The organism is Pantoea sp. E2023-21, from assembly GCF_051302795.1.
GTDB lineage: Bacteria > Pseudomonadota > Gammaproteobacteria > Enterobacterales > Enterobacteriaceae > Pantoea > Pantoea ludwigii_A.
In genome coordinates this window covers 32220-51669 of record NZ_CP195346.1, presented here as the reverse complement: position 1 = coordinate 51669, position 19450 = coordinate 32220, and the positions used below count along the sequence as shown (strand labels likewise).

At 66.5% G+C, this 19450-nt stretch carries 18 protein-coding genes; all 18 read left to right on the top strand.

Annotation, left to right across the window (positions count from 1 at the left end; genetic code table 11):
* Positions 1–8 precede the first annotated feature (8 nt).
* The 18 genes from pilO2 (at position 9) to traP (ending at position 19449) form a co-directional block, all read left to right on the top strand.
* Positions 9–1316, top strand: a complete 1308-nt coding sequence (gene pilO2 / locus ACRQ84_RS22990) for a type 4b pilus protein PilO2 (RefSeq protein WP_483818637.1) — start codon at positions 9–11, stop codon at positions 1314–1316.
* Complete coding sequence (pilP, locus tag ACRQ84_RS22985) at positions 1303–1869, top strand: type IV pilus biogenesis protein PilP (protein ID WP_479490538.1); 567 nt, start codon at positions 1303–1305, stop codon at positions 1867–1869. The genes pilO2 and pilP overlap by 14 nt, the downstream gene beginning before the upstream one ends.
* Before the next feature lie 5 nt (positions 1870–1874).
* Positions 1875–3401 carry a GspE/PulE family protein gene (locus tag ACRQ84_RS22980; protein ID WP_483818636.1) on the top strand — a complete coding sequence of 509 codons (1527 nt, stop codon included), beginning with the start codon at positions 1875–1877 and terminating at the stop codon, positions 3399–3401.
* Entirely contained in the window at positions 3394–4509 is a 1116-nt protein-coding gene (locus tag ACRQ84_RS22975; RefSeq protein WP_436333142.1) for a type II secretion system F family protein, read from the top strand. Before ACRQ84_RS22980 ends, ACRQ84_RS22975 begins: the two co-directional genes overlap by 8 nt.
* A gap of 24 nt (positions 4510–4533) precedes the next feature.
* Positions 4534–5121, top strand: a complete 588-nt coding sequence (locus ACRQ84_RS22970; RefSeq protein ID WP_436333141.1) for a type 4 pilus major pilin — start codon at positions 4534–4536, stop codon at positions 5119–5121.
* A 99-nt stretch (positions 5122–5220) separates the two neighbouring features.
* Entirely contained in the window at positions 5221–5685 is a 465-nt protein-coding gene (locus tag ACRQ84_RS22965; protein WP_483818635.1) for a lytic transglycosylase domain-containing protein, read from the top strand.
* Positions 5686–5705: 20 nt separating this feature from the next.
* Positions 5706–6359 (top strand): prepilin peptidase, encoded by a 654-nt coding sequence (locus ACRQ84_RS22960; protein ID WP_483818634.1) that lies wholly within the window; start codon positions 5706–5708, stop codon positions 6357–6359.
* The gene (gene pilV, locus ACRQ84_RS22955; protein ID WP_483818633.1) at positions 6359–7702 is read left to right on the top strand and encodes a shufflon system plasmid conjugative transfer pilus tip adhesin PilV; all 1344 of its coding nucleotides are present in this window, start codon (positions 6359–6361) and stop codon (positions 7700–7702) included. Before ACRQ84_RS22960 ends, pilV begins: the two co-directional genes overlap by 1 nt.
* Positions 7703–7788: 86 nt before the next feature.
* Positions 7789–8271 carry a DotD/TraH family lipoprotein gene (locus tag ACRQ84_RS22950; RefSeq protein WP_483818632.1) on the top strand — a complete coding sequence of 161 codons (483 nt, stop codon included), beginning with the start codon at positions 7789–7791 and terminating at the stop codon, positions 8269–8271.
* Positions 8268–9092, top strand: coding sequence for a type IV secretory system conjugative DNA transfer family protein (locus tag ACRQ84_RS22945; RefSeq protein ID WP_436333136.1), 825 nt, complete (start codon positions 8268–8270; stop codon positions 9090–9092). Before ACRQ84_RS22950 ends, ACRQ84_RS22945 begins: the two co-directional genes overlap by 4 nt.
* Positions 9092–10258: a plasmid transfer ATPase TraJ gene (gene traJ, locus ACRQ84_RS22940; RefSeq protein ID WP_483818631.1), complete on the top strand. Its 1167-nt coding sequence runs from the start codon at positions 9092–9094 to the stop codon at positions 10256–10258. Before ACRQ84_RS22945 ends, traJ begins: the two co-directional genes overlap by 1 nt.
* Positions 10255–10545, top strand: a complete 291-nt coding sequence (locus tag ACRQ84_RS22935) for a conjugal transfer protein (protein WP_455853613.1) — start codon at positions 10255–10257, stop codon at positions 10543–10545. The genes traJ and ACRQ84_RS22935 overlap by 4 nt, the downstream gene beginning before the upstream one ends.
* Positions 10546–10575: 30 nt before the next feature.
* The gene (locus ACRQ84_RS22930) at positions 10576–15318 is read left to right on the top strand and encodes an LPD7 domain-containing protein (RefSeq protein WP_483818630.1); all 4743 of its coding nucleotides are present in this window, start codon (positions 10576–10578) and stop codon (positions 15316–15318) included.
* Positions 15319–15343: 25 nt separating this feature from the next.
* Entirely contained in the window at positions 15344–15691 is a 348-nt protein-coding gene (locus ACRQ84_RS22925; RefSeq protein WP_280173388.1) for a conjugal transfer protein, read from the top strand.
* Positions 15692–15701: 10 nt separating this feature from the next.
* Positions 15702–16394 (top strand): DotI/IcmL/TraM family protein, encoded by a 693-nt coding sequence (locus ACRQ84_RS22920; RefSeq protein ID WP_483818629.1) that lies wholly within the window; start codon positions 15702–15704, stop codon positions 16392–16394.
* 4 nt (positions 16395–16398) lie between these two features.
* Positions 16399–17406: a DotH/IcmK family type IV secretion protein gene (locus ACRQ84_RS22915; protein WP_483818628.1), complete on the top strand. Its 1008-nt coding sequence runs from the start codon at positions 16399–16401 to the stop codon at positions 17404–17406.
* A 2-nt stretch (positions 17407–17408) separates the two neighbouring features.
* On the top strand, positions 17409–18713 hold the full coding sequence (gene traO, locus ACRQ84_RS22910; RefSeq protein ID WP_483818627.1) for a conjugal transfer protein TraO: 1305 nt from the start codon (positions 17409–17411) through the stop codon (positions 18711–18713).
* Complete coding sequence (traP, locus tag ACRQ84_RS22905) at positions 18706–19449, top strand: conjugal transfer protein TraP (protein ID WP_483818626.1); 744 nt, start codon at positions 18706–18708, stop codon at positions 19447–19449. Before traO ends, traP begins: the two co-directional genes overlap by 8 nt.
* Position 19450 lies beyond the last annotated feature (1 nt).

Sequence of the window (19450 nt, the reverse complement as noted above, 5' to 3'; positions counted from 1 at the left end):
GAGTTCTTATGACGTCAGAACTGACGCCGGCGCCGGCGGTCAGCGTGCTGCCCGCGGGCAAAGCCGCGCTGGTCGCCGGGCTGCACTGGCAGTGGGTGGCCGCGCGCGGCCGACGGCGCATGCGCATTGAGGCCCGCGACCAGCTGGCGAGCCACTGGCTGGCGCTGCCGGCGGGCACGGGCGACGACCCGGCCACCTGGCTGGGCTGCCTCTCCGACGAGGCGGACATGCTGCCTAACGGAAAACGGCCCGCGTCGCTGGCGGCGGCGGTGCTCGGCAGCGTGCCCGCAGACTGCTGGGGCGTGTTTCTGCTTCCCGGCGGAAAATACTGGTTTATGGCGGTCACCGGCGGTCACCCCTCTCCCTACGGCGACGTGGTGGGGGACGCGGCCACGGTGCTGCGCGCGTCAGAGCGGTTCCGCGCCACGGCGCCGGCGCCGTCATCGGGCTGGACGGTGTTCGATCCGGACAGCCTGCTGGAGATGCCTGACGCCCGCCGCGACCCGCTGGCAGCGCTGATACCGGCCGCCGTGCCGGCGCGTGCGAAGCTGCACAAAACCGACAGCCGCACGGCCTCCCGCCTGCTGCTGCTGGGTGCGGTGTGCGCCGCCGCGCTCTGGTACGGCAACCACTGGCTGGAGGCCAGGAAAAAGGCCGAACACGACGCCTGGGTGCAGGCGGAGCTCGTCCGCGCAAAAGCCGCCGCGGCGTCAAAGCCGGGCAGCCTCGCCCGGCCGTGGGGCGGCCAGCCTGACTTTTCGGGGATGCTCAGCGCGTGCGTGAAGCAGTGGCGTCAGGCGCCGCTGTCGATCGCCGGCTGGGTATTCCGCCAGGCGATGTGCGAGTCCACCGGGCAGCTCACGCTGCACTACGCCCTGCCGGACGGCGGCACGGTCGGCGACTTTGCCGTCCGGCTGCCGGCGCTCTACGGCCCGGGCACGCCGGTCACGTTCAACATGCCCGGCCCCTCGGACGACGCGTCCTTTAAGGAAGCGGTGCGTTTTGCCCCTGCGCCGGCCGAAACGCTGCTGCCCGGCGACGAGCAGCTGCGCCGCATGACCAGCTACGCGCAGCGCCTGCGGGCCAACCTGCGCTTCAGCGAGCCGGTGGTGCTGACCCAGACCGTGGGGCAGGACCGGATCCCGCTGCCGTGGAAGCGCTACAGCTTCACCTTTATCACCGATATTCCGCCGGACCGGCTGTTTGACGCATCGCGCTTCCCGGGTAACGGGCTGCGGCTGAGCTCCGTGAAGGCCGAACTGCACAGCAGCCGGCTGACCTATACCCTGGAAGGAACACTCTATGCAGAGAAATAAGTGGCGTTACCTGCTGCTGCCCGCGCTGCTCAGCGGCCAGATGGCCGTGGCCGGCCCGGTGACACCGGACGGCCTCAATCCGCAGGCCGGAGCCGGTAACGAAGCCTCACCGTCCGGCCACGCGCCGGCCGCCACGGTTGTCGTCACCGACACCGGCGGGCGGGACAACAGCATGGGACGCCTGGAGGACATTCAGGCCAAAACCCTGCTGTATGAGGCGCAGCTGGCGCAGGCCAAGGCGTTTAACGAGCTGCAGAAAAACGGCTACGACGCGGTGCTGGGCGGCCCGTTCAACCCGCAGCCGGCGGCGCCGGTGAAAGACAATGCCGACGCGAAGCCGGCACAGGAAAGCAAGGCGCCGCCGCTGATTGTGGAAATCTCCGGCGGCCAGCAGCTCTCCGCCACGCTGCGGCTTGACGGCGGCAACGAGGTGCGCGTGCAGGCGGGCAGCCGCATCCCGGGTACCGGGTGGACGGTTACGAAAATCACATTCAGCGAGGTCACCGTCAGCAGTGCCGGCGGCGGCCTCGTGTCACTGGCCTTTGCGGGGTAAACGTCATGGAATTTACCGAAAGTACCGTGAACTGGCTGCATCTGGACAACAGCAACCCGGAGCAGGGGCGGCTGTACGTGTCCACCGAGCACCGCGCGGATCCGGCCGTTCAGTCCGACATCGCCCGCGCGATGCGACATTATCCGGGTCTGAACGTGGAGCCCGTGCACCTGGGCGAGCTGCGCCGCCATCAGCTGCAGCGCGCCGGGGTGACCGGCACCGCCGGCAGCTGGTCGCCGGAGCAGAATAAAGTCGTGGATTTTATGCGCCGCGCGGGCGAGGCCCACGCGTCGGACATTCATATCCTGATTGGCATGGAAAACCTGACCGCCGTGGTGTTCCGCATCCACGGCGACCTGGCGCTGCAGGCCGAACTGTCCATTGAAGAGGGCATGAGCCTCGCCGCGACCATCGTGATGTCGATGTGCGACGCGGCGCCGCAGCAGTTCAGTGAGACGGACGAACAGGACGGGCGCCTGCGCAACGAGTTCGTGAAGGCGCTGGGCCTGTACGCCGCGCGCTACTCGGCCGTGCCAACCGAGTCCGGGCTGTACGTGGTGCTGCGCGTGATTCTGGATGAGAGCGAAGATATTCCTTCACTGGACGCGCTGGGTTACCTGCCGGAGCAGCAGAAGCTTATCAACCGCATGCTGCGCCGACCGGAGGGGCTGATCATCACCGCCGGCCCGACCGGTTCGGGTAAAAGCACCACGCTGCGCACCTTTTGTAAAATGTACGTTGACCTCACCGGCGGCAAGCGCCGGCTGATAACGGTGGAGGACCCGGTCGAGGGTAAGGTGCCAGGCGCCGTGCAGACCACCATCATTGCCGATCGCAACGACCCCGACTCCGTGACCCGCGCGTGGCAGCGGCGCCTTTCGGCGCTCAAGCGACTTGATTACAACGCCGCGGTGGTAGGCGAAATCCGCGATACCTGGTCGGCCAATGCCAGCATCAGCGAGGCCAAGAGCGGCACGCTCGTCGAGACGACCACGCACGCCAACGACGCGACGGGCATTATCGATCGCCTCACCGATACGCTGGGCATCGCGCCGGGCATGGTGATGGATCCTCAGGTGGTTATCGGGCTGATTGCCCAGCGCCTGGTGCAGATGCTCTGTCCGGCCTGCAAAAAGGGCTGGTCCGACGTCAGGGAAAACCTGTCCGAAGACGATCGCGAGCTGGTCGAAACCTACTGCGATACCGACACCGTTGCGTTTCGTCATTACGACGGCTGCAGCGCGCCGGGCTGCTGGCACGGCATCACGGGACGTAAAGTCATTGCCGAAGTCATCCGCCCTGACGCCCGCTTTATGCAGCTCTACCGCGTGCACGGCAAGCTTGCCGCACGCAGCTACTGGGTGCATCACATGAACGGCATCACCCGCGGGGCGCACCTGCAGCGCTACATTGCTGCCGGTGAAGTCGACCCGCTGGACGCGGATAAAATGAGCCCGCTGGACGAGGACGCGCTGAACCTGCTGCCGCCGGAGGCCGTCCAGGCGTTTCTCAGCGGAGGTGGCCATGAGTGACCTGCTTAACCGGCTGCGGGGCCGGCTGAAGGCCTCGCTTGCCACGGGCAGTACCCGCTCTGAGGGGCTGGGCCGCTGGATAGGGCAGAAGACCTTCAGCACCACTGACCGTATGACGCTGTATGAAGACCTGGCGTTTCTGCTGGAGAACAAACAGAAAACCGAAGACGCCATCGCGGGCCTGCAGCGCACGCGCCGGCGTAAAAACGATCCGGTGCTGCTGTGCCTGAACGACGTGCACCACGCGCTCACGCGCGGGCGGGGCCTCGACGCGGGACTCGCCGGCTGGGTGCCGGCGCAGGAAACCACCATCCTGCGCGCGGGGCGCGTGGCCAAAGATCTGCGTGGGGCCCTGCTGAGGGCCATTGAGGTCGTGAAGGGCGTGGGCGAGATGAAGTCCACCGCGCTGGTCAACCTGGCCTACCCGGCCATGCTGCTGGGCGGGACGTTTTACATGATGCAGATGGTGAGCGAGCGCTTTCTGCCCCGCCTGGAGCAGCTGAGCCCCGCCGACAGCTGGACCGGCTGGATGTGGTGGCTCGGCGCCATTACGCACTTCTTCGTGGATAACCGCTATCTCCTCGGCGGCGCGCTGGCGGCTTTTACCGTCTGGGTCATCTGGTCGCTGCCGCGCCTCACCGGCCCGGTCCGCGGCAGGGTGCTCGACCACCTGTTTCCGTGGAGCCTGTACCGGGAGGTGCAGGGGGTGTCGTTTCTGCTGAACCTCAGCGCCCTGCTGCGCGCCCAGCTGCGCACGGAGGAGGCGCTCGACATGCTGAGCCGCAACGCCACGCCCTGGATGTATGAGCGCCTGACGGCGACCCGCCGGCAGGTGTCGCGCGGTAAGCACCTCGGCCAGGCGCTGGCGGACAGCGGCTACGCGTTTCCCTCACGCGAGGCCATTGACCGCCTGATGCTCCTGACCGCCAGCCCGGGCGGCGAGGACAACATTGAAAACTTCGCCAGGATGTGGCTGAAAAAGGCCATCGGGCGCATCAAACGTGTCTGCCAGGTGTTCCAGCTGGCCGGCATGCTGGCCACCGCCGGCTATCTCCTGCTCACGTTCCTGGCGACTCAGGACCTGAGCTCCATTATTGGCAACCGCTGACTTCAATACCGAGAGGATTTACCTATGTCACTGCTTTCAAAACGTTCCGGCGTTCACCGCGGGGCCCTGACCCTGCCCGAAGCCATCATCGTCAGCGCCGTGGCGATGCTTATCATTGTCACGGTTTATGCCTCGGGCGGGGGGCTCTTCAAAAGTGCGGACTACAACGAGGAGATGTCCAACGTCAGCGACATCATGACCAACACGCGCAGCATGCTGAAAACCGGCGGCGTGTACGACTTCAGCTCGGCCGCCACCATGACCGGCGCGCTCGTTCAGTTTGGCGGCTCGCCCGGCAGCATGGCCATTATCGGCACCAAGTCATCCGGGAGCGCGACGCTGAACAACCGCTGGGGCGGCACCGTCACGGTTACGCCGGTGAGCACGAACGGCGGGCAGAACACGGCGTTTTCCCTGACGTACACGCAGGTGCCGCAGGAGGCCTGCGCGCAGATGACGCAGAAGCTTTCGGGCGCGAATAACGTGGCGTCGACCAGCATTAACGGCAGCACAACCAGCGGCGTGGTCAGCAGCTCGGTGGCGGGCTCGCAGTGCACGGCGGACAGCGGCTCAACCGGCACCAACACGCTGGTCTTCACCAGCAACACCTGACGGCAGGCCGGGGGCAACCCCGGCACTGAGGGGCTCAGCGTACGATCGCTGTGTGCTGTCCCCTTCTTTCCGTCCTCTGTCATTTTCACGGTATGCATCATGAAGAAACTTTTTCCCCTGCTGATCGCCGGCGGGCTGCTGCTGTGCGCCTCCCGCTCTGCGATGGCGTTCTGCTATAACGAGGCGGGCGCACGGTATCACGTTGACCCGCAGCTGCTGCGCTCCATCAGCAAGGTGGAAAGTGGCTTCAACCCGGGCGCCATTGGCTATAACCGCAACAAAAAAGGGCAGGTCACCAGCCGTGACTTTGGCCTGATGCAGATTAACTCCACGCACGTGCCGCAGCTGCGCACGATGGGCGTGCTGCAGAACGAGCAGGACCTGCTGAGCAAACCCTGCCTGAACGTCATGGTGGGAGCCTGGATACTGGCGCGCCACCTGCAGGTCTGCGGCGTCACCTGGGAGTGCCTCGGCAGCTATAACGCCGGCTTCGCCGACGACAATACCGCCCGCCGGATGCTTTACGCCCGCAAGGTTTACGCCGACTACATGGCCCGACGCTGACCTGTCACATGGAAAATTTCATGACTTTATTTACCGATGGTCCGGCGGCCTGCGCATGGCTTGCCTGCTGCGCGGGGCTGTTTGCGCTGCAGGCGCATCAGGCCAGCCGATTTTTGCGCACGCATGACGGTCCGCCTCTGACCTGGCCGCTTCTGACGCCGGTTGCCCTGATTTACCTGCTCACCGCCAGCTGGCTGCTGGCGCTTCCACCTGCGGTGCCGGTAAGCGCCGTCCTGCGTTGCTTACTCCTGCTGGTGCTTGCAGTACCGCTGACGCTCACCGACCTTCGCTGTCAGTGGCTGCCGCTGCGCTACACAATGACGTTCTGGTTCGGCGGTCTGGCCTCTTCGGCGCTGCCGGATGCGGTGCTGCTGCTCAGCGAGGCGCTGCCCGCCAGTATAGCCGCGTTCGCGCTGTCCGGCGTCGTACGCTGGCTGGCCAACTTTCGTCAGACAGAGGAGCGCATCGGGCTCGGCGACGTTTACCTGATGGCCGGGCTGTGCGCGTGGCTGCCCTGGCGCAGCGCCGTGTACGCCGCAGCGGGTGGCCTTCTGCTCTGCAGCCTGTGTGCGCTTCTAACGCGGAAGCCGTCAAAACCCTTTGCACCCGCGCTGTTTGGTTACCTGTGCGGCGTGTGCCTCTTCTTTCCCCAGCAACTGGCGGGAGTACTCTGATGAAATTGCTGAAACAAAAAAAACGTCCGGTGCACAGCGGTAACATGCTGCTTCAGGCGGGCATTGCGCTGGCCATAGTACTGATCATCACGCCCGGCGCCATCGATCGCTACGCCGGCTGGCAGCAGGAAAAGGTCTGGACGAATACCGCCTCTCACCTGAGCTTTGTGAGCGACGCGGGCAAGCGCTACGTGCGCGACAACCGTGCCACGCTGCTGACCCAGGTCGCGGGCGGTCCGGTGGTCATTACCGGCGCCACGCTGCGCACGCAGGGCTACCTGCCCGCGGGCTTTTCGCTGACCAACGACAGCGGCCAGACCTACCAGCTTGCGGTGGCGAAAGATCCCGCTCAGGCCGGACAGCTGGTCGCGTTCGTGCTGACCACCGGCGGCAGCGAAATCCCGTATAAAGGGCTGCGTCAGATAGCGTCTGACACGGACGGCATGGGCGGCTACGTGTGGCCCGCCAACACGGCGGTGGGCGCGGACGGCGGCTGGCAGGCGAAGCTTGCGGATTACGGCCTGAGCGGCCAGCAGGGCAGGCTCGCGGCGTTTCTTTCTGCTGACGTGCTGGGCACGGACGCGGACGAAAGCGACAGGCTGTACCGCTACCAGGTGAACGGCCGGCCGGACCTGAACCGCATGCACACCGCCATCGACATGAACGGCAACAACCTTAACAACGGCGGCACGGTGAATGCGGCCACGGGGGCCTTTACTGGTCAGGTTTCAGCCGGTACCAACGTTACTGCGGGCGCTAACATCACGGCCAGCGGCAGCGTGACGGCGAACGGAAACGTTACGGCTAACAGCAACGTGGCGGCCGGCAACAACGTCACGGCCAACAACGGCATCACGGCAAACAACGACATCCGCAGCAACAACGGCTGGATCATTACCCGTGGTGGCAAGGGCTGGCTGAACGAAACTTACGGCGGCGGTTTTTATATGTCAGACAACGACTGGGTCAGGTCAGTTAATAACAAGAACATTTACACAGGCGGACAGGTGCGCGGCGGCAGCGTTCGCGCGGACGGCGACGTCTCTGCCGGCGGCGTTCTGTCACAGGATCAGGTTAACACCGCAGGTGCGGCCTGCGGACCGCTCGGGGCCATAAGTCATGATGGGTCCGGCGCGACACTTGCCTGCCAGAATGGCGTATGGCAGAGCGGCAGCAGTTCCCCCGTGCGTGTCTGTTCCAACAGCTGCGGCGGACGCTGGCCGCTGGAAATTGGTCGCGTCAACCATGACGGCGACTGGTCATCCTGGAACACGCTGGGCGTTGCCTGCGGCGGCGGCTACACACAGAACTGGCAGGTACCGGTATTCTGCTCGGTTAACTGACCCTTTTCACCCTGCCGGTCCCGCGCAGGGTCGCTCAATTTTTCATTCAACGTATCCGTCCGTCCGGCCGGATGCTGAGGCTTTCCATGAAACGACTAATCCTTATGGCAGCGCTGCCGGCGCTGCTGCTGTGCGGCTGCCAGGTACCCCCTTATTCTCCTTCGCCGAGCGCAGCCCCGGCAAACATCGTCAACCCGAAGCCGAAAGCGGCGCTTCAGCTGACGCAGCTCTGGATGGAGGGTGGCCTTCGTGACAGCGCGACGTTGCCCGTGTCGGTCATCCGCGCCGACAGCGATCGCGTCACCTTCAGCTGGAACGGCGACGCGGTGGAGCTCCTGAGCGCGCTCGCCCGGGCGCGCGGGCAGGCCTTCAGCTACACGGGCGTGCGCCTGCCACTGCCCGTGGACATTGAGGTGCAGGACGTCACCTATGCAAACGTCCTGCGCATGATTGAGATGCAGACCGCCTGGCGCGCGACGATCGTCACCTATCCCGGCCAGATGGTGCTGCAGTTCATGCCGTCTCTTCCTGTCGTTCAGACCCGCCACGCCAAGGGGAACCGCCGATGAAAGCCCGACTCACCGTCCTGCTGCTGCCCGCGCTGCTGGCGGGCTGCGCGGGATTTCACTTCACAAAAGCGGCGCCTGCGCCCGGGCCGGACGGCGCACCGCCGCCGGGGCCGGAAGCCTACCTGTCACCGCAAAAGCGCGACACCGCTGACGTGTCCGATAACCGCCGCCAGATGCTGACCGAGGGCGGGCGCACCACCGGCTTTCGCGGCGGCAAGGCGCAGCGCGCGTGGGAACTGCGCCGCGACCTGGAGGCGCGCGCGAAGCAGCTGGACGCCACCTATGACTTCCGCCCGCTCATCAGCGCCCGCGGCTGGCTGCCGCCGGTCATCACCGAGGCGGTGGACGTGGCGCACGTCACCCCCGATCAGATACGCACCGCGAGCCACGTGTACGAAATCATTCAGCCCGAGCGCTTCGTCAGCAACCCGCCGACGTGGCGCGGCTGGCTGATGGCCGGGCTCAGCACCGTGCCGCCGGACGAGCCTGCGGGTGGCCTCATCCCCGAGAACGGCGTGCAGCGCGACGTCTGGCAGGCGGCGGTCAACGAAGGCTGGGCAGAAGGGCGCCAGAGCGCCGACGAGACGCTGGAGGCCAACGTCAACCGCCTGACGCGCGACTACAACGGCATGCTGCAGTACGTGCTGCTGCGCCGGCAGAACCTCATCACCGCGCCGGTGGTGACCGAGCGTCAGCAGACGGTCACCGGCGACAGCAACAAACTCACCACCGGCGATCGCGAGCGACGCCTCGAATCCCGCGCCGGCTTTGTCACCGACAAGGCGAAGTGGAAGCCGGTCATCAATACGGAGAAGCGCTGATGGCAGCCTCAGACCTGGAACTCTATGACTTCAGCGGCGGCCTCAGCGCCGATACGCTGCGCGGCTTTATGGTGTGGTGTGCGCGCAACAACGTGAGCGACATTCACCTGCAGGGTGACAACCATTTTGTGGTGGGCCGCTATGGCCGGCTCCTGAAGGCGAGCCCCTTTGCGGTGGCGGATGACACGATGGCCAAGCTCATGGACGAGGTGTTTTCCCCGGAGCTCCGCCCGCAGGTACGCGGCGGCGTGTCGGTTGACCGGGCGATGCAGCTCGACGGCGACATGACCGGGCGCTGGGGCCTGAACCGCGGCGAGCGCATCCGCTTTCGCGTTAATCTGCTGCAGGGCACGGCGGGGCGTCAGGACAGCACTATTGGCTGGACAATGCGCGTCATACCTTCCGACATCCCGCCGCTGGAAAGTCTGGGGCTGGAGCCGGAGCTGATGGCGAACCTCCTGCCGGCGAAGGGGATGGGGCTGTGGGGCGGCATCACCGGCTCAGGCAAAAGCACCTCGCTCGCCTCGACCTATCGCTACTGTCTGGACACGGACCCCGACCGCAAGGTCACCACCAAAGAAGACCCGATTGAATTCATCCTCGGGCGGCCGGGCGATGTGCTGCCGCCTTTGCAGTCGCAGGTCGGTAAGGATATTCCCGACTTTGCCACGGGTATTCGTGCCGACCTCAGGCGTGCGCCGTCGGTCATCGGGGTGGGGGAAATGCGCGATCGCGAGACCATTGACGCCGGCATCCGTGCCGGCCAGCTCGGTCACCTGATGCTCTCCACCACGCACATCGACTCGCCGGGCGAGGCCTTCCCGCGCCTTATAAATGAATTTCCGCACGAGAGCCGCGACGCCATGGCGTGGTCGCTGCTGGGCGTGCTGCAGTACGTGGTGGTGCAGACGCTGCTGCGCACGACCGACGGTAAGCGCATCGCGGTCCGTGAGTTCATCCTTTTCGACTACAGCCTGCGTGAAAAGCTCGCCGAAATGCCGTGGTCGCAGTGGGGGCAGCACATCAACAGCATCATCCGGCAGGAGAAGCGCCGCATCGTGGATCAGGCCTGGCGCCTGTACCGCGAGGGCCGCATTGCCGAATCCGAGCTGGCCGTGGTGATGTCGCCGCGCCAGCGCCGCGAGTTTGAGGAGGGTACCACGTGAGTACGCTGAATAAAGAGGCATATCCCCCGGGGTTCTGGCGGCGCGCCGGCAGCGCCCTCAACTTTGTCGGCATCCCCGCCTGGCTGTTTCTGCTCTACCTCTTCTGGTTCCGCTTTCCCGCCATGAACACGATTTACGTCGTGAGCGGCATCATCGCCGTGTTCCGCGTACTGAGGATGTTTGGCTGGGGCGTCACCGAACTGCTTACGCGCCTGGCTCGCTGGGCGCGCGGCAAATCCCTGAGCGGCCGCCCGTGGTGGTACCGCCGGTTCACCGACGGCGAGTAGCCGTCCTGACACAGCAGCACAGGAGGTTTTATGAAAACAGCGGATTACCCGGTGTGGCTTGCCGTCCTGCCGGACCAGCGCGACGCCGCGCGCGCCGACGCCGGTAAACATCCGGACGGAGGCAACGCGATCACGTGGGATAAGGAGGCACAGCTTTGGTACGCCCGCCCGGGGGCTGACCTGAGCCGGCTTCAGAAGTGGCTGCCGGACCGCAGCATACGCAGCAGCGGCGGTGGTGACCCGCAGGCGGAGTTTCTTGACGCGCTGACCAGCGGCGGCCTGGTGCTCGACGGCCTGCCGGTGATGGATGGCCGGCGTCACAGGGTACCGGTCGCGGACGGGAAAAAAGGCAATAAAGACGGCGTCTATCGCGGATTTCTCGACGGCGTGAAGCCCGGCGGCTGGTTCATCAACTACCACCGCGCCGACAACGACAAGGACATTACGCGCTGGAAATCGAGCGGCGGCACGGGCGAAGCCGACCCGGTGGCGCGCGTGCACATCCGCGCGGTGATGCGCCAGTCGCAGGACGATACGGCCCGCGCGCAGGCCACGCTTTATGCAAACCGGACCGCCAGCGCACAGGCGCTGTACAACCGGCTGCCGGCAGTCGATCCGGCGCACGGCTACCTGGTGCGCAAGGGCATCACGGCCACACCGGAGCTCCGCCAAACCCGCAATGGCGCGCTGGTCGTGCCCTTTTATGACGCTGGCGGACAGTTTCGCACACTGCAGTACATCCCGCCGGACGGTGAAAAGTATTTGTTTAAGGATGCACCTAAGTCCGGCCACTTCCTGGTGGTGGGCGGCGAACTGAAGGACGGATCGCCCGTGTTGTACGCCGAGGGGTATGCCACGGCGCGCAGCCTGAACATGGTGACGGGTCGTCCGGTGGTTATGGCCATTGATGCCGGCAACATGGAGGCGGTGGGGAACGTGCTGAAGGCGCGATACCCCGGTAGTCCGCACCTGTTTATGGCCGACGTGGATTATAAGAAGGACATAAATAAGGGCGTGCTCTCCGCAGAGCGTGCCGCCACCGCCACTGGCGGCGCCGTTGTGCTGCCGGACCTGAGCGCCGCTGAAATCGAGCGCGGGCTCAAGGACTTTAACGATCTGCACCAGTTTCGCGGCACCGAACGGCTGCGCGAGACGCTAATTCCCGACATTGCTCAGGCTCTTGAGCAGCTCAATTATAAGGATGTCCTCATGGCTACACCTGACGACGCACAGCCTGCGCCGGATAATCTTCCCGCCGCGTCCCCGGACGCTGCAGCCGAATCCACACCTGTCCGTCGCCCCGGGGCGGCAAAAGAGAAAACGGGTGAAATCCTGAAGCTGCGTGATGAAGGGCTCACGCCCGCGAAGATTGCTGAGCAGCTCGGCATCGGGCAGACCAGCGTTTATCGCATTCTGAAGGCGCAGCAGGCAGACGCGCCGGCGGCGGACAGCACTCCGTCTGCAGCCACTGTGAGCGAGCCGGTCATCCCGGCCGCAACCTCTGTGCCTGCAGAGGTGCCTGCCGTTAACGTCAGCGAACCTGATGTCCCGTTGCCTGCGGCCGGCGTGACATCGACTGCCGAAGCGCAACCTGTCACTGCCCCGGCAGCTGAAAGCGTCGCGGTAGCACAGCCAGCACCTGAATCTCCGGTGACGCCGGCGCCGGTATCACCGGGTACCTATGATGGCTTCACCGGGCTCTACGGCACCGGCGCCGAACTGCGCGACAGGCTGGCCGCGCTGACCAGCGGGCAGGTCACACCGGCGGCACTGCTGCAGGACATCAGCACGCTGCGTTCACGCGTGGAGAGCGCGGCGATAACCGGCGTGTATACCCGTGAGCACGTGAAGGAGATGCAGCAGGTCTTCGACCGGGTGACGCAGGGAGGAATGGCAGGGGCAAACGTTATGGAGACGGGCGGGTTCAGCCGCCTGCGCAGCCTGCTGGGCCAGCGCGATACCTGGAGTTCACTGCACCCGACCGGCGGCACGCTGGATGTTAACACCGTGCCTGACAGGGTAGCCCAGCAGTATGCGCTGCTGGCGCGCGGGGACGTGACGCGCGCGCAGTTTGATCGTGAGGTGCGGATGCTTTACGGCGAGTTCACCCGCGCCGACCCGGGGAGCTTTACGCCCGGGCGTCAGGCGGAAACGCGCGCGGTCTTTGAGCGCATGGCGTCAATGGAGAGCCCTGAGCGCGCCGCGCAGTATTCGGCTGGCGCGGCGGTGCTCGCGGCGCAGTTGCCGCCGGCGTCCGCCGCTGACCCGAACGCCACGGCGCTTGATCGTATTCAGACGGCCCTGCGCGATGAATTTGTGTCGCTGGCCCGCGGTGAAACAGCGGCGCCGGCGCTGATGGAAAACGTGGCGCGACTGCAGGCGCAGCTTGATGATGCAAAGGCGCTGGGCGTCTATGCCGGCAGCCACCTGCAAGAAGTGCAGGGCGCGTTTGACCGCGTCACGCAGGGCGGACTTGCGGGTATGCCCTCGCCGGATGCACCGGCTCCCCGCGGAGAGTACCTCTCCCGCAATCCCGGATCCGCCTCGCTCGACGTTGCCAGCGTCCCTTCACGCATTGAGGCGCAGATTGGTCTGCTCGTTCGCGGTGAGGTCACGCGCGCACAGTTTGAGGATAACCTGGCGGTGCTGCGCAATGAGGTCGTGCGGCTGTCAGAGACCGGCAACGTCACGCCGGCGGCACTGTCAGCTGCAGAAGGTGCCTTTGCGAACCTGGGCGCTCAGCCGTTACCGGCCGCAGCGGCCACACCGGCACCGCTGTCAGTACCGGTGACATCTTCTGACGCGCCCTCTCCGGCGGCAGCGCCGGTGCCGGCTCCGGTTGCCACACCGTCCGTGACCGCCGTGCCTGAACCAGCGACACCGGTAACAGACGCCAGTGTGACGGCCCCGCAGGCTAATGCGGCGGCAGCTGCAACGGCATCCGAAGCGTCTGCGGCGCCCGTCACGGCAGCTGAGCAGGCACCACCGGCCCCCTCGGTCTCAGCTCCCGCGGCTTCTGCTGTGCCGGACGTCTCCTGGCAGACGGCAGCAGCGGACGCCCGACCTGAACGCGCTGCCCGCGCGCCGGAGCCTGCGCATGAAGCAGCCGCATCCGCGGCGGAGGCTGTTCCGCAGCCAGACGTGCCGCTGGTTAACCCGCTGACCTCGGCATTTGGCGCAGAAAATGCCATCCTGGTCGGGGCACTGCGCGTGGCACCTCAGGATGAAGATGCGCCGGCGTCATCCGGGTCGAAACAGGCACGCATCGATGCCGACAAGCTGCTGAGCCGCGTCACGCACGAGAAGCACCCGGACGGTAAAAGCGTGCTGTACAAGCTGGACGGCGAGGCGGCCTTCATTGACCGCGGTAACCGCCTGGTCATGGCAGAGGGCGCCAGCGCGCATCAGGAGAAAGTGCTCGCCGCGCTGCTGACCGCTGCCAATCACTATCAGGGGCGCATCGAGCTGACCGGCAGCGACGAGTTTAAGGCGTTTGCGATCGGCGTCATCGTGGCCAATAAGCTTGACGTGAGCATGAAAAACGCCAGCCAGCAGGCGGACCTGGACGCCGCGCGCCGCGCCGCGGGTCAGCCCGTTACGCCGGCCGCCCCAGCTGATGCGGTACGCGGAGACCCACAGGTACCGCGGGCCACTGAGACGCCGCCCGTGACGCCAGCTGCGCCTGCACAGGCGCCAGCGCAAAGTGCTGCACCCGTGACAGCGTCACAGCAGCCCGCTTCTGCACCGGCGCCTGAGCCCGCCGCGTCGAAGGTTTCACCGGCGGTTCATACGCCAGCGGAAAAGGCGCGCGAGCCGGTGACCGGCAAGGTCACCGCCTGCGGGCAGGCGCCGTTCCGTTTTGAAGCGGACCAGAGCGAAAGCACCTTTATTACCCTGCGCACTAAAGAGGGGCCGCAGACCTTCTGGGGCAAGGAGCTTGCCGGCCTGCTGCGCGAAACCAACCTGAAGCCCGGGCGCATGGTCACCCTGCAGTGGCAGGGCGAACAGCCGGTCACGGTGAAGGTGCCGAAGAAGAATAAGGAGGGCGTGTTCACGCACTATGAAAGCGTGGAGACGCACCGCAACCAGTGGTCACTGGCCCCGGTGGGCGGAGCCCGCGTACAGACCGGTGCAGACGACATGGTGCCGCTCGCGGCCGTGGACGTGAACCGTTACACACAGATCCAGCACACGCTGGTGAGCCGCCTCGGGCTGGACGTGGACGCGCCGCCAAAGCCGGCCGACGGCCTGTACTGGCTGAAGCCGGACGGGCAGGGTAGCGCGCAGGCGGGCGATGCGCTCTCATCGCCGCGCCCGGCGCATAACGAGCGCGCCGGCACGCCGGTGATGTCGGCGTGGGGCGATGACGGCCGGCTTGACCTGCACCTGGTGCAGGGCGACGGGGACTACCTGCAGGGTGTGGTACGTCAGGGCGGCACCTACCAGCACGTGCTGGTCAGCCTGCCGGGCAGCGCTGACGCGCCGCCGATGGTGGTCAACCTGCTGACGCCGGAAGGGGCGCAGCCTGTCGGCAGCGGCAACGGCATCAACCGCTCAAACGGCCAGCCCGTGCCGCGCGAGCACGTGGTGGTGCGCCTCACCGGTGACGCTGAGCCGCGCATCGCGAAGCTCGACGCTCCGGCAGACGTGCCTGCTGCGCTGCACGCCCGTCTTGGTTACGACGAGCGCTACAAGGCAGAAGCTGCCGCCCCAAAGGACCGGCCGGCGGTGGCACCACAGGCAGCGCCGGTCACCCCACCCCGCCCGGTGTAAGCCACTTCCTGACAGGAGAACTGACATGAAACAACACCTGACCGCCCTTGTGGCGGTCTTTTTCTGCTGCACCGCTTTTGCCGCCGGCGCCGCAACCTGTCGCGCCGGCAGCGCCGCGCAGACCGGCAGCGAGGCGGGCTACAACGCCGCCAAAAAGGCTAACGACGCGTGGGCGGCCCGCGAAAGCCAGACGTCCGATCAGCTGCAGAACTGCCTCTCCGGCATCCGCAACATTTCCATCAGCCTGCCGAACCTGCCGAGCCTGCAGGACATCATGAACCAGGCGTCAGAGAAGGTCTGCGGTGCGCTGACGGACAAAATCAACAGCAACCTGCCGACCAGCATCGATCCGTGGCAGTCCTACGGAATGTAAGGAGCACCGCATGCAGAACCCCCAACACGCCGCGCCGCCTCAGGAGGCGGCCGTGGTCCTGACCGACCCGGAAGCCTATGAACACGCCCTGCACGCGCAGCACGAGCGCACGCTCGGCGCTGAGTTTGCGCGCACCTGCCTGAAGAGGCTGGGCTGGAGCCTCAGCGTCAACGTTATGCAGGCCATCGTCATCGGCGTCCTTGCCGTCTACATCCTGTTTCTCCCGCGCGAGTACTTTGCTACCGAAGCGGGGCGCATCACCCCGCTTTACCCGACGGACAGGCCGGTATGGAGCGAGAGCGACGTTCGGCAGTTTGGTGCGGACACCATCAGCAAGGCATTTACGCTCGACTTCGTGCACTACCGCGACCAGATGACCGCCGCGGCCGCTGACTTCTCGGAAGAGGGTTTCACCGGCTACAACAGGGCGCTGAGCACCGACTCCAACACCCTGTCGCTGGTGAAGGATAAGCGTATGAACCTGACCAACACCGTCGAGCCGGGCGTCATCACCCGTCGCGGCGTGGTGGGCGGGCGCTATACGTGGGAGTTCCAGTATCCCGTGACGCTGCGCCTGCAGGGCCAGAACACCAGTACGCCGCCGCTGCGCTACATCTTCACGCTGCGCATCCAGCAGGCCGATCCGCGCCTCAAGCCGCGCGGCCTTGAGGTCACGCAGACCATCACCAACAACGCAGGATAAAGCTATGAGCAACTTTCGCACGCTGGCCCTGTGGCTGGCGCTGTGCGGCAGCGCGAGCGCCGCCACGTCAACGGGGGCCGCCCCGGCGGCCGGCACCGACGGCGGCTGGCGCACGACCGCGTCCGCCGGCGGTGCTGCCGCAACAGGCCAGAGCGGTGGCGGTACGGGCACGCCCGCCGCACCGGCAGCGGCAGGCCCGCTCCCCGGGCAGGCGCTGCCGCCGCCCACCTCGGTCACGTATGACCAGGCGCAGGCGACGATTGCCCCGCTGACGCCCGATGAAATCCGGCAGCTGCGTACGCAGCAGACCGAACAGAACCGGGCGCTGGCCACGCCGGGTATTACGGCGGTACCGCGCATCTCCGCGCAGACGGTGAGCCTGCAGCCGGGCGCGAGCCTGCCGCTGGTGCGCACCGCGGTGAACTGGCCGGCGACGGTGAGCTTCATCGACAGCACCGGCGCGCCCTGGAAAATCCTCGGTGACCCGGTAAGCGGCTCCCCGGACATCGACGTGAAGTGGATCCCGGGCATGTCCTTTATGGTCATCACCGCAAAGCGCGACTTCGTGAACACGCTGGTGACCGTGGGGCTTGAGGGCCTGCCGGTGCCGCTGCAGATAAGCGTGATGAGCGGCGAGGCCGACACGGCGAAAAAGACCTGGACGGTGGACGCGCGCCTTGACCTGCGCATTCCCCGCCGCGGGCCGGGCGCGGCACCTGACGCGCCGGGGCCTTCGCGCATCGGGCTGCATGACGACGTGCTGCAGGCGTTTCTGGACGGCGTGCCGCCGTCGGGCGCGAAGCGCCTGAAGACCACCGGCAGCGTGCCGGACACGGCGGTGTGGCAGCAGGGCGACGACCTCTACATCCGCTCGCGCGCGGACATCCGCGACGAGTTCGACACCACGCTTTCGTCGGCCGACGGCACCCACCTGTGGAAGCTGCCGGTGACGCCGCGCGTGGCCTTCTCGGTTGACGGGCGCACCGAAGCCCTCAGCATTGCCCTGGAGTAATCATGAGCGATCAACAGAACACCGGCGGCAGCAACATCCGCCTGATGATGGGCCTGATCCTTGGTGGCATCGTGGTGGTGGCGGGCGGCGGCTACGCGCTGTTCAGCTACTTTGCCGCACCGCCGCCCGAGCCCTCCCGCGTGAACCTGACGCGGGTGGGCGGCACCACGCAGGTGAGCGCACAGGAGCAGGCGGCCTACCGCGAGCTGCTGCGCGAAAACAACGCCCGGGGCGCGCAGAGCGCGGCCGCCTCGAACGGCAGCTTTATCGCCAGCATCCCGCTGCAGCAGGACGTGGTTACTGTGAAAGAGACGCCAAAGGTCGCGCCGGCCGTGGCGCCGCGTGAACTGCCCCGCCCGCAGGGTAACGGGCGCACGCAGGAACAGGAGAAAGCGCTCAGCGAGGCGCGGCAGAAGTCGCTGGCCGTGCTGCTCGCAAAAATGCAGGCGGATCCACAGACAGACCTACCCGCCGCGCAGCTGCTGGGGGGAAAGGACGGCGGCTGGGCCGCATGGCGCGACTCGCAGCCGGGCAGCTACGTGCAGCAGGCCGCCGCGCGCAGTCGTCAGGTCGCAGCGAATACCCCGCCGGCCGCCGTCGTGGTGGCGCCTTACTGGCGCGGGCCGGGTGAAATTTACACCGGCGTGGACTCGGATAACGGCACCACGCCGGTGCTGGGCCGCATCACCACGGGTCAGTACGCGGGCGCCGTACTGAAGGCCCCTGAGGGGGCGAAGCTGTCGGGCGACGGGGTCATCATTCACTTCACCACGATGGCGCTGAACGGGCAGAACTACAGGGTGGACGCCTACGCGCTGCAGGACGATACGCTCGTGGCCAACATTGCCACCGACGTCGACCATCACTACTTCCGCCGCATCGTGCTGCCGTCCATCTTCAAGGGCATCGGCAGCGCGGGCCAGCTTTACGCGCAGGCCAACACGCAGCTGCTGAGCAACGGCTTCAACACCGTCACCACGCGCCCGTCCACGCCTGACGGCACAGCGGTGGCCGGGGTGATTGCCGGCGGCACGGCGGAGCAGGCGGCGCAGGTGCTGAACAGCGACGCGGCCCGCCTGCCGGATCGCACCGTAACGGTAAAAAACGGCGAGGTGGTGGCCATCCAGTTTATGCGCGGCGTCTACAGCACCGACGCCGAGTCGCCGCAGGGCGTATCGCAGGCGACCGGAGGCAACGCGTCGCCGGCGGCACTGAGCAGCAACCCGACCCCGAGCGCCGCGGACCTGCGCGAAGAAACTCAGGCGCGCATCCGCGCCGCCGAACAGAGAGGAAACGCCCGTGAATGAATTCGATCCACAGCCGCCCGAAAGTGTGCCGGTGACCCCGCAGGCGCCACCCTCCCCGCCAAAACAGAGCTTCCTGACGCGCCCGCTGCTGCTGGGCTACTCCCTGCCCTGGCTGGCGGGTATAGGGCTGGTGATGGGCTTCCTCGGCTGGTATCTGTTCTGGCCCGCAGGCTCCCCGCAGGATGCCAGCCAGCGCGCGTTCGGGCAGGACGCCGGCCTTGAGGCGGTGCAGCCCGCTTCTGTCGCGTCTGACCCCGCACCGCTGCAGACGGGCGGACTCAGCGTCCCTGCCGCTGCGCTCAGCGTGCCTGAACCGGCCGGCAGCGTGCCGGACGACATGGTGAAGCTCATCCGCGAGGGGCGCGAGTTTGAGGCGGCCAACCGCGAGGCGATCACCCGCCTGTCGGAGACGGTACGCGCCCAGAGTAAGGCGCTGGCCACCCTGCAGCAGCAGCTTACCGGCATCGCGCAGGAAAACGCCCGGCTGGGCAATCAGCTGACCGTGCTGGCCGCGCGGCCTGACCCCGGGGCGGGCGGACACGCCGCCGGCAAACGCGCAACGCGATCGGCGCTTTCCGGCATGCGGCTGGAAAGCCTGCAGGAGGGGATGGCGTGGGTCAGCTGGCAGGGCAGGACGTGGGCGGTGCAGGCGGGCGACACCCTTGGCGGCGTCACCGTGCGCGACATTAACGCACCGGAGCGCAGCGTCACAACCAGCGCCGGCTTGCTGCGCTAGG

What these genes read in the sequence shown, in the direction of transcription:
- ACRQ84_RS22930 (WP_483818630.1), top strand. Translation starts at nt 10,576, where the DNA reads ATGAAAACAGCGGATTACCCGGTGTGGCTTGCCGTCCTGCCGGACCAG.
- traJ (WP_483818631.1), top strand. Translation starts at nt 9,092, where the DNA reads ATGGCAGCCTCAGACCTGGAACTCTATGACTTCAGCGGCGGCCTCAGC.
- ACRQ84_RS22925 (WP_280173388.1), top strand. Translation starts at nt 15,344, where the DNA reads ATGAAACAACACCTGACCGCCCTTGTGGCGGTCTTTTTCTGCTGCACC.
- ACRQ84_RS22970 (WP_436333141.1), top strand. Translation starts at nt 4,534, where the DNA reads ATGTCACTGCTTTCAAAACGTTCCGGCGTTCACCGCGGGGCCCTGACC.
- pilP (WP_479490538.1), top strand. Translation starts at nt 1,303, where the DNA reads ATGCAGAGAAATAAGTGGCGTTACCTGCTGCTGCCCGCGCTGCTCAGC.
- ACRQ84_RS22975 (WP_436333142.1), top strand. Translation starts at nt 3,394, where the DNA reads ATGAGTGACCTGCTTAACCGGCTGCGGGGCCGGCTGAAGGCCTCGCTT.
- ACRQ84_RS22945 (WP_436333136.1), top strand. Translation starts at nt 8,268, where the DNA reads ATGAAAGCCCGACTCACCGTCCTGCTGCTGCCCGCGCTGCTGGCGGGC.
- traO (WP_483818627.1), top strand. Translation starts at nt 17,409, where the DNA reads ATGAGCGATCAACAGAACACCGGCGGCAGCAACATCCGCCTGATGATG.
- ACRQ84_RS22965 (WP_483818635.1), top strand. Translation starts at nt 5,221, where the DNA reads ATGAAGAAACTTTTTCCCCTGCTGATCGCCGGCGGGCTGCTGCTGTGC.
- pilV (WP_483818633.1), top strand. Translation starts at nt 6,359, where the DNA reads ATGAAATTGCTGAAACAAAAAAAACGTCCGGTGCACAGCGGTAACATG.
- ACRQ84_RS22980 (WP_483818636.1), top strand. Translation starts at nt 1,875, where the DNA reads ATGGAATTTACCGAAAGTACCGTGAACTGGCTGCATCTGGACAACAGC.
- pilO2 (WP_483818637.1), top strand. Translation starts at nt 9, where the DNA reads ATGACGTCAGAACTGACGCCGGCGCCGGCGGTCAGCGTGCTGCCCGCG.
- ACRQ84_RS22950 (WP_483818632.1), top strand. Translation starts at nt 7,789, where the DNA reads ATGAAACGACTAATCCTTATGGCAGCGCTGCCGGCGCTGCTGCTGTGC.
- ACRQ84_RS22915 (WP_483818628.1), top strand. Translation starts at nt 16,399, where the DNA reads ATGAGCAACTTTCGCACGCTGGCCCTGTGGCTGGCGCTGTGCGGCAGC.
- ACRQ84_RS22960 (WP_483818634.1), top strand. Translation starts at nt 5,706, where the DNA reads ATGACTTTATTTACCGATGGTCCGGCGGCCTGCGCATGGCTTGCCTGC.
- ACRQ84_RS22920 (WP_483818629.1), top strand. Translation starts at nt 15,702, where the DNA reads ATGCAGAACCCCCAACACGCCGCGCCGCCTCAGGAGGCGGCCGTGGTC.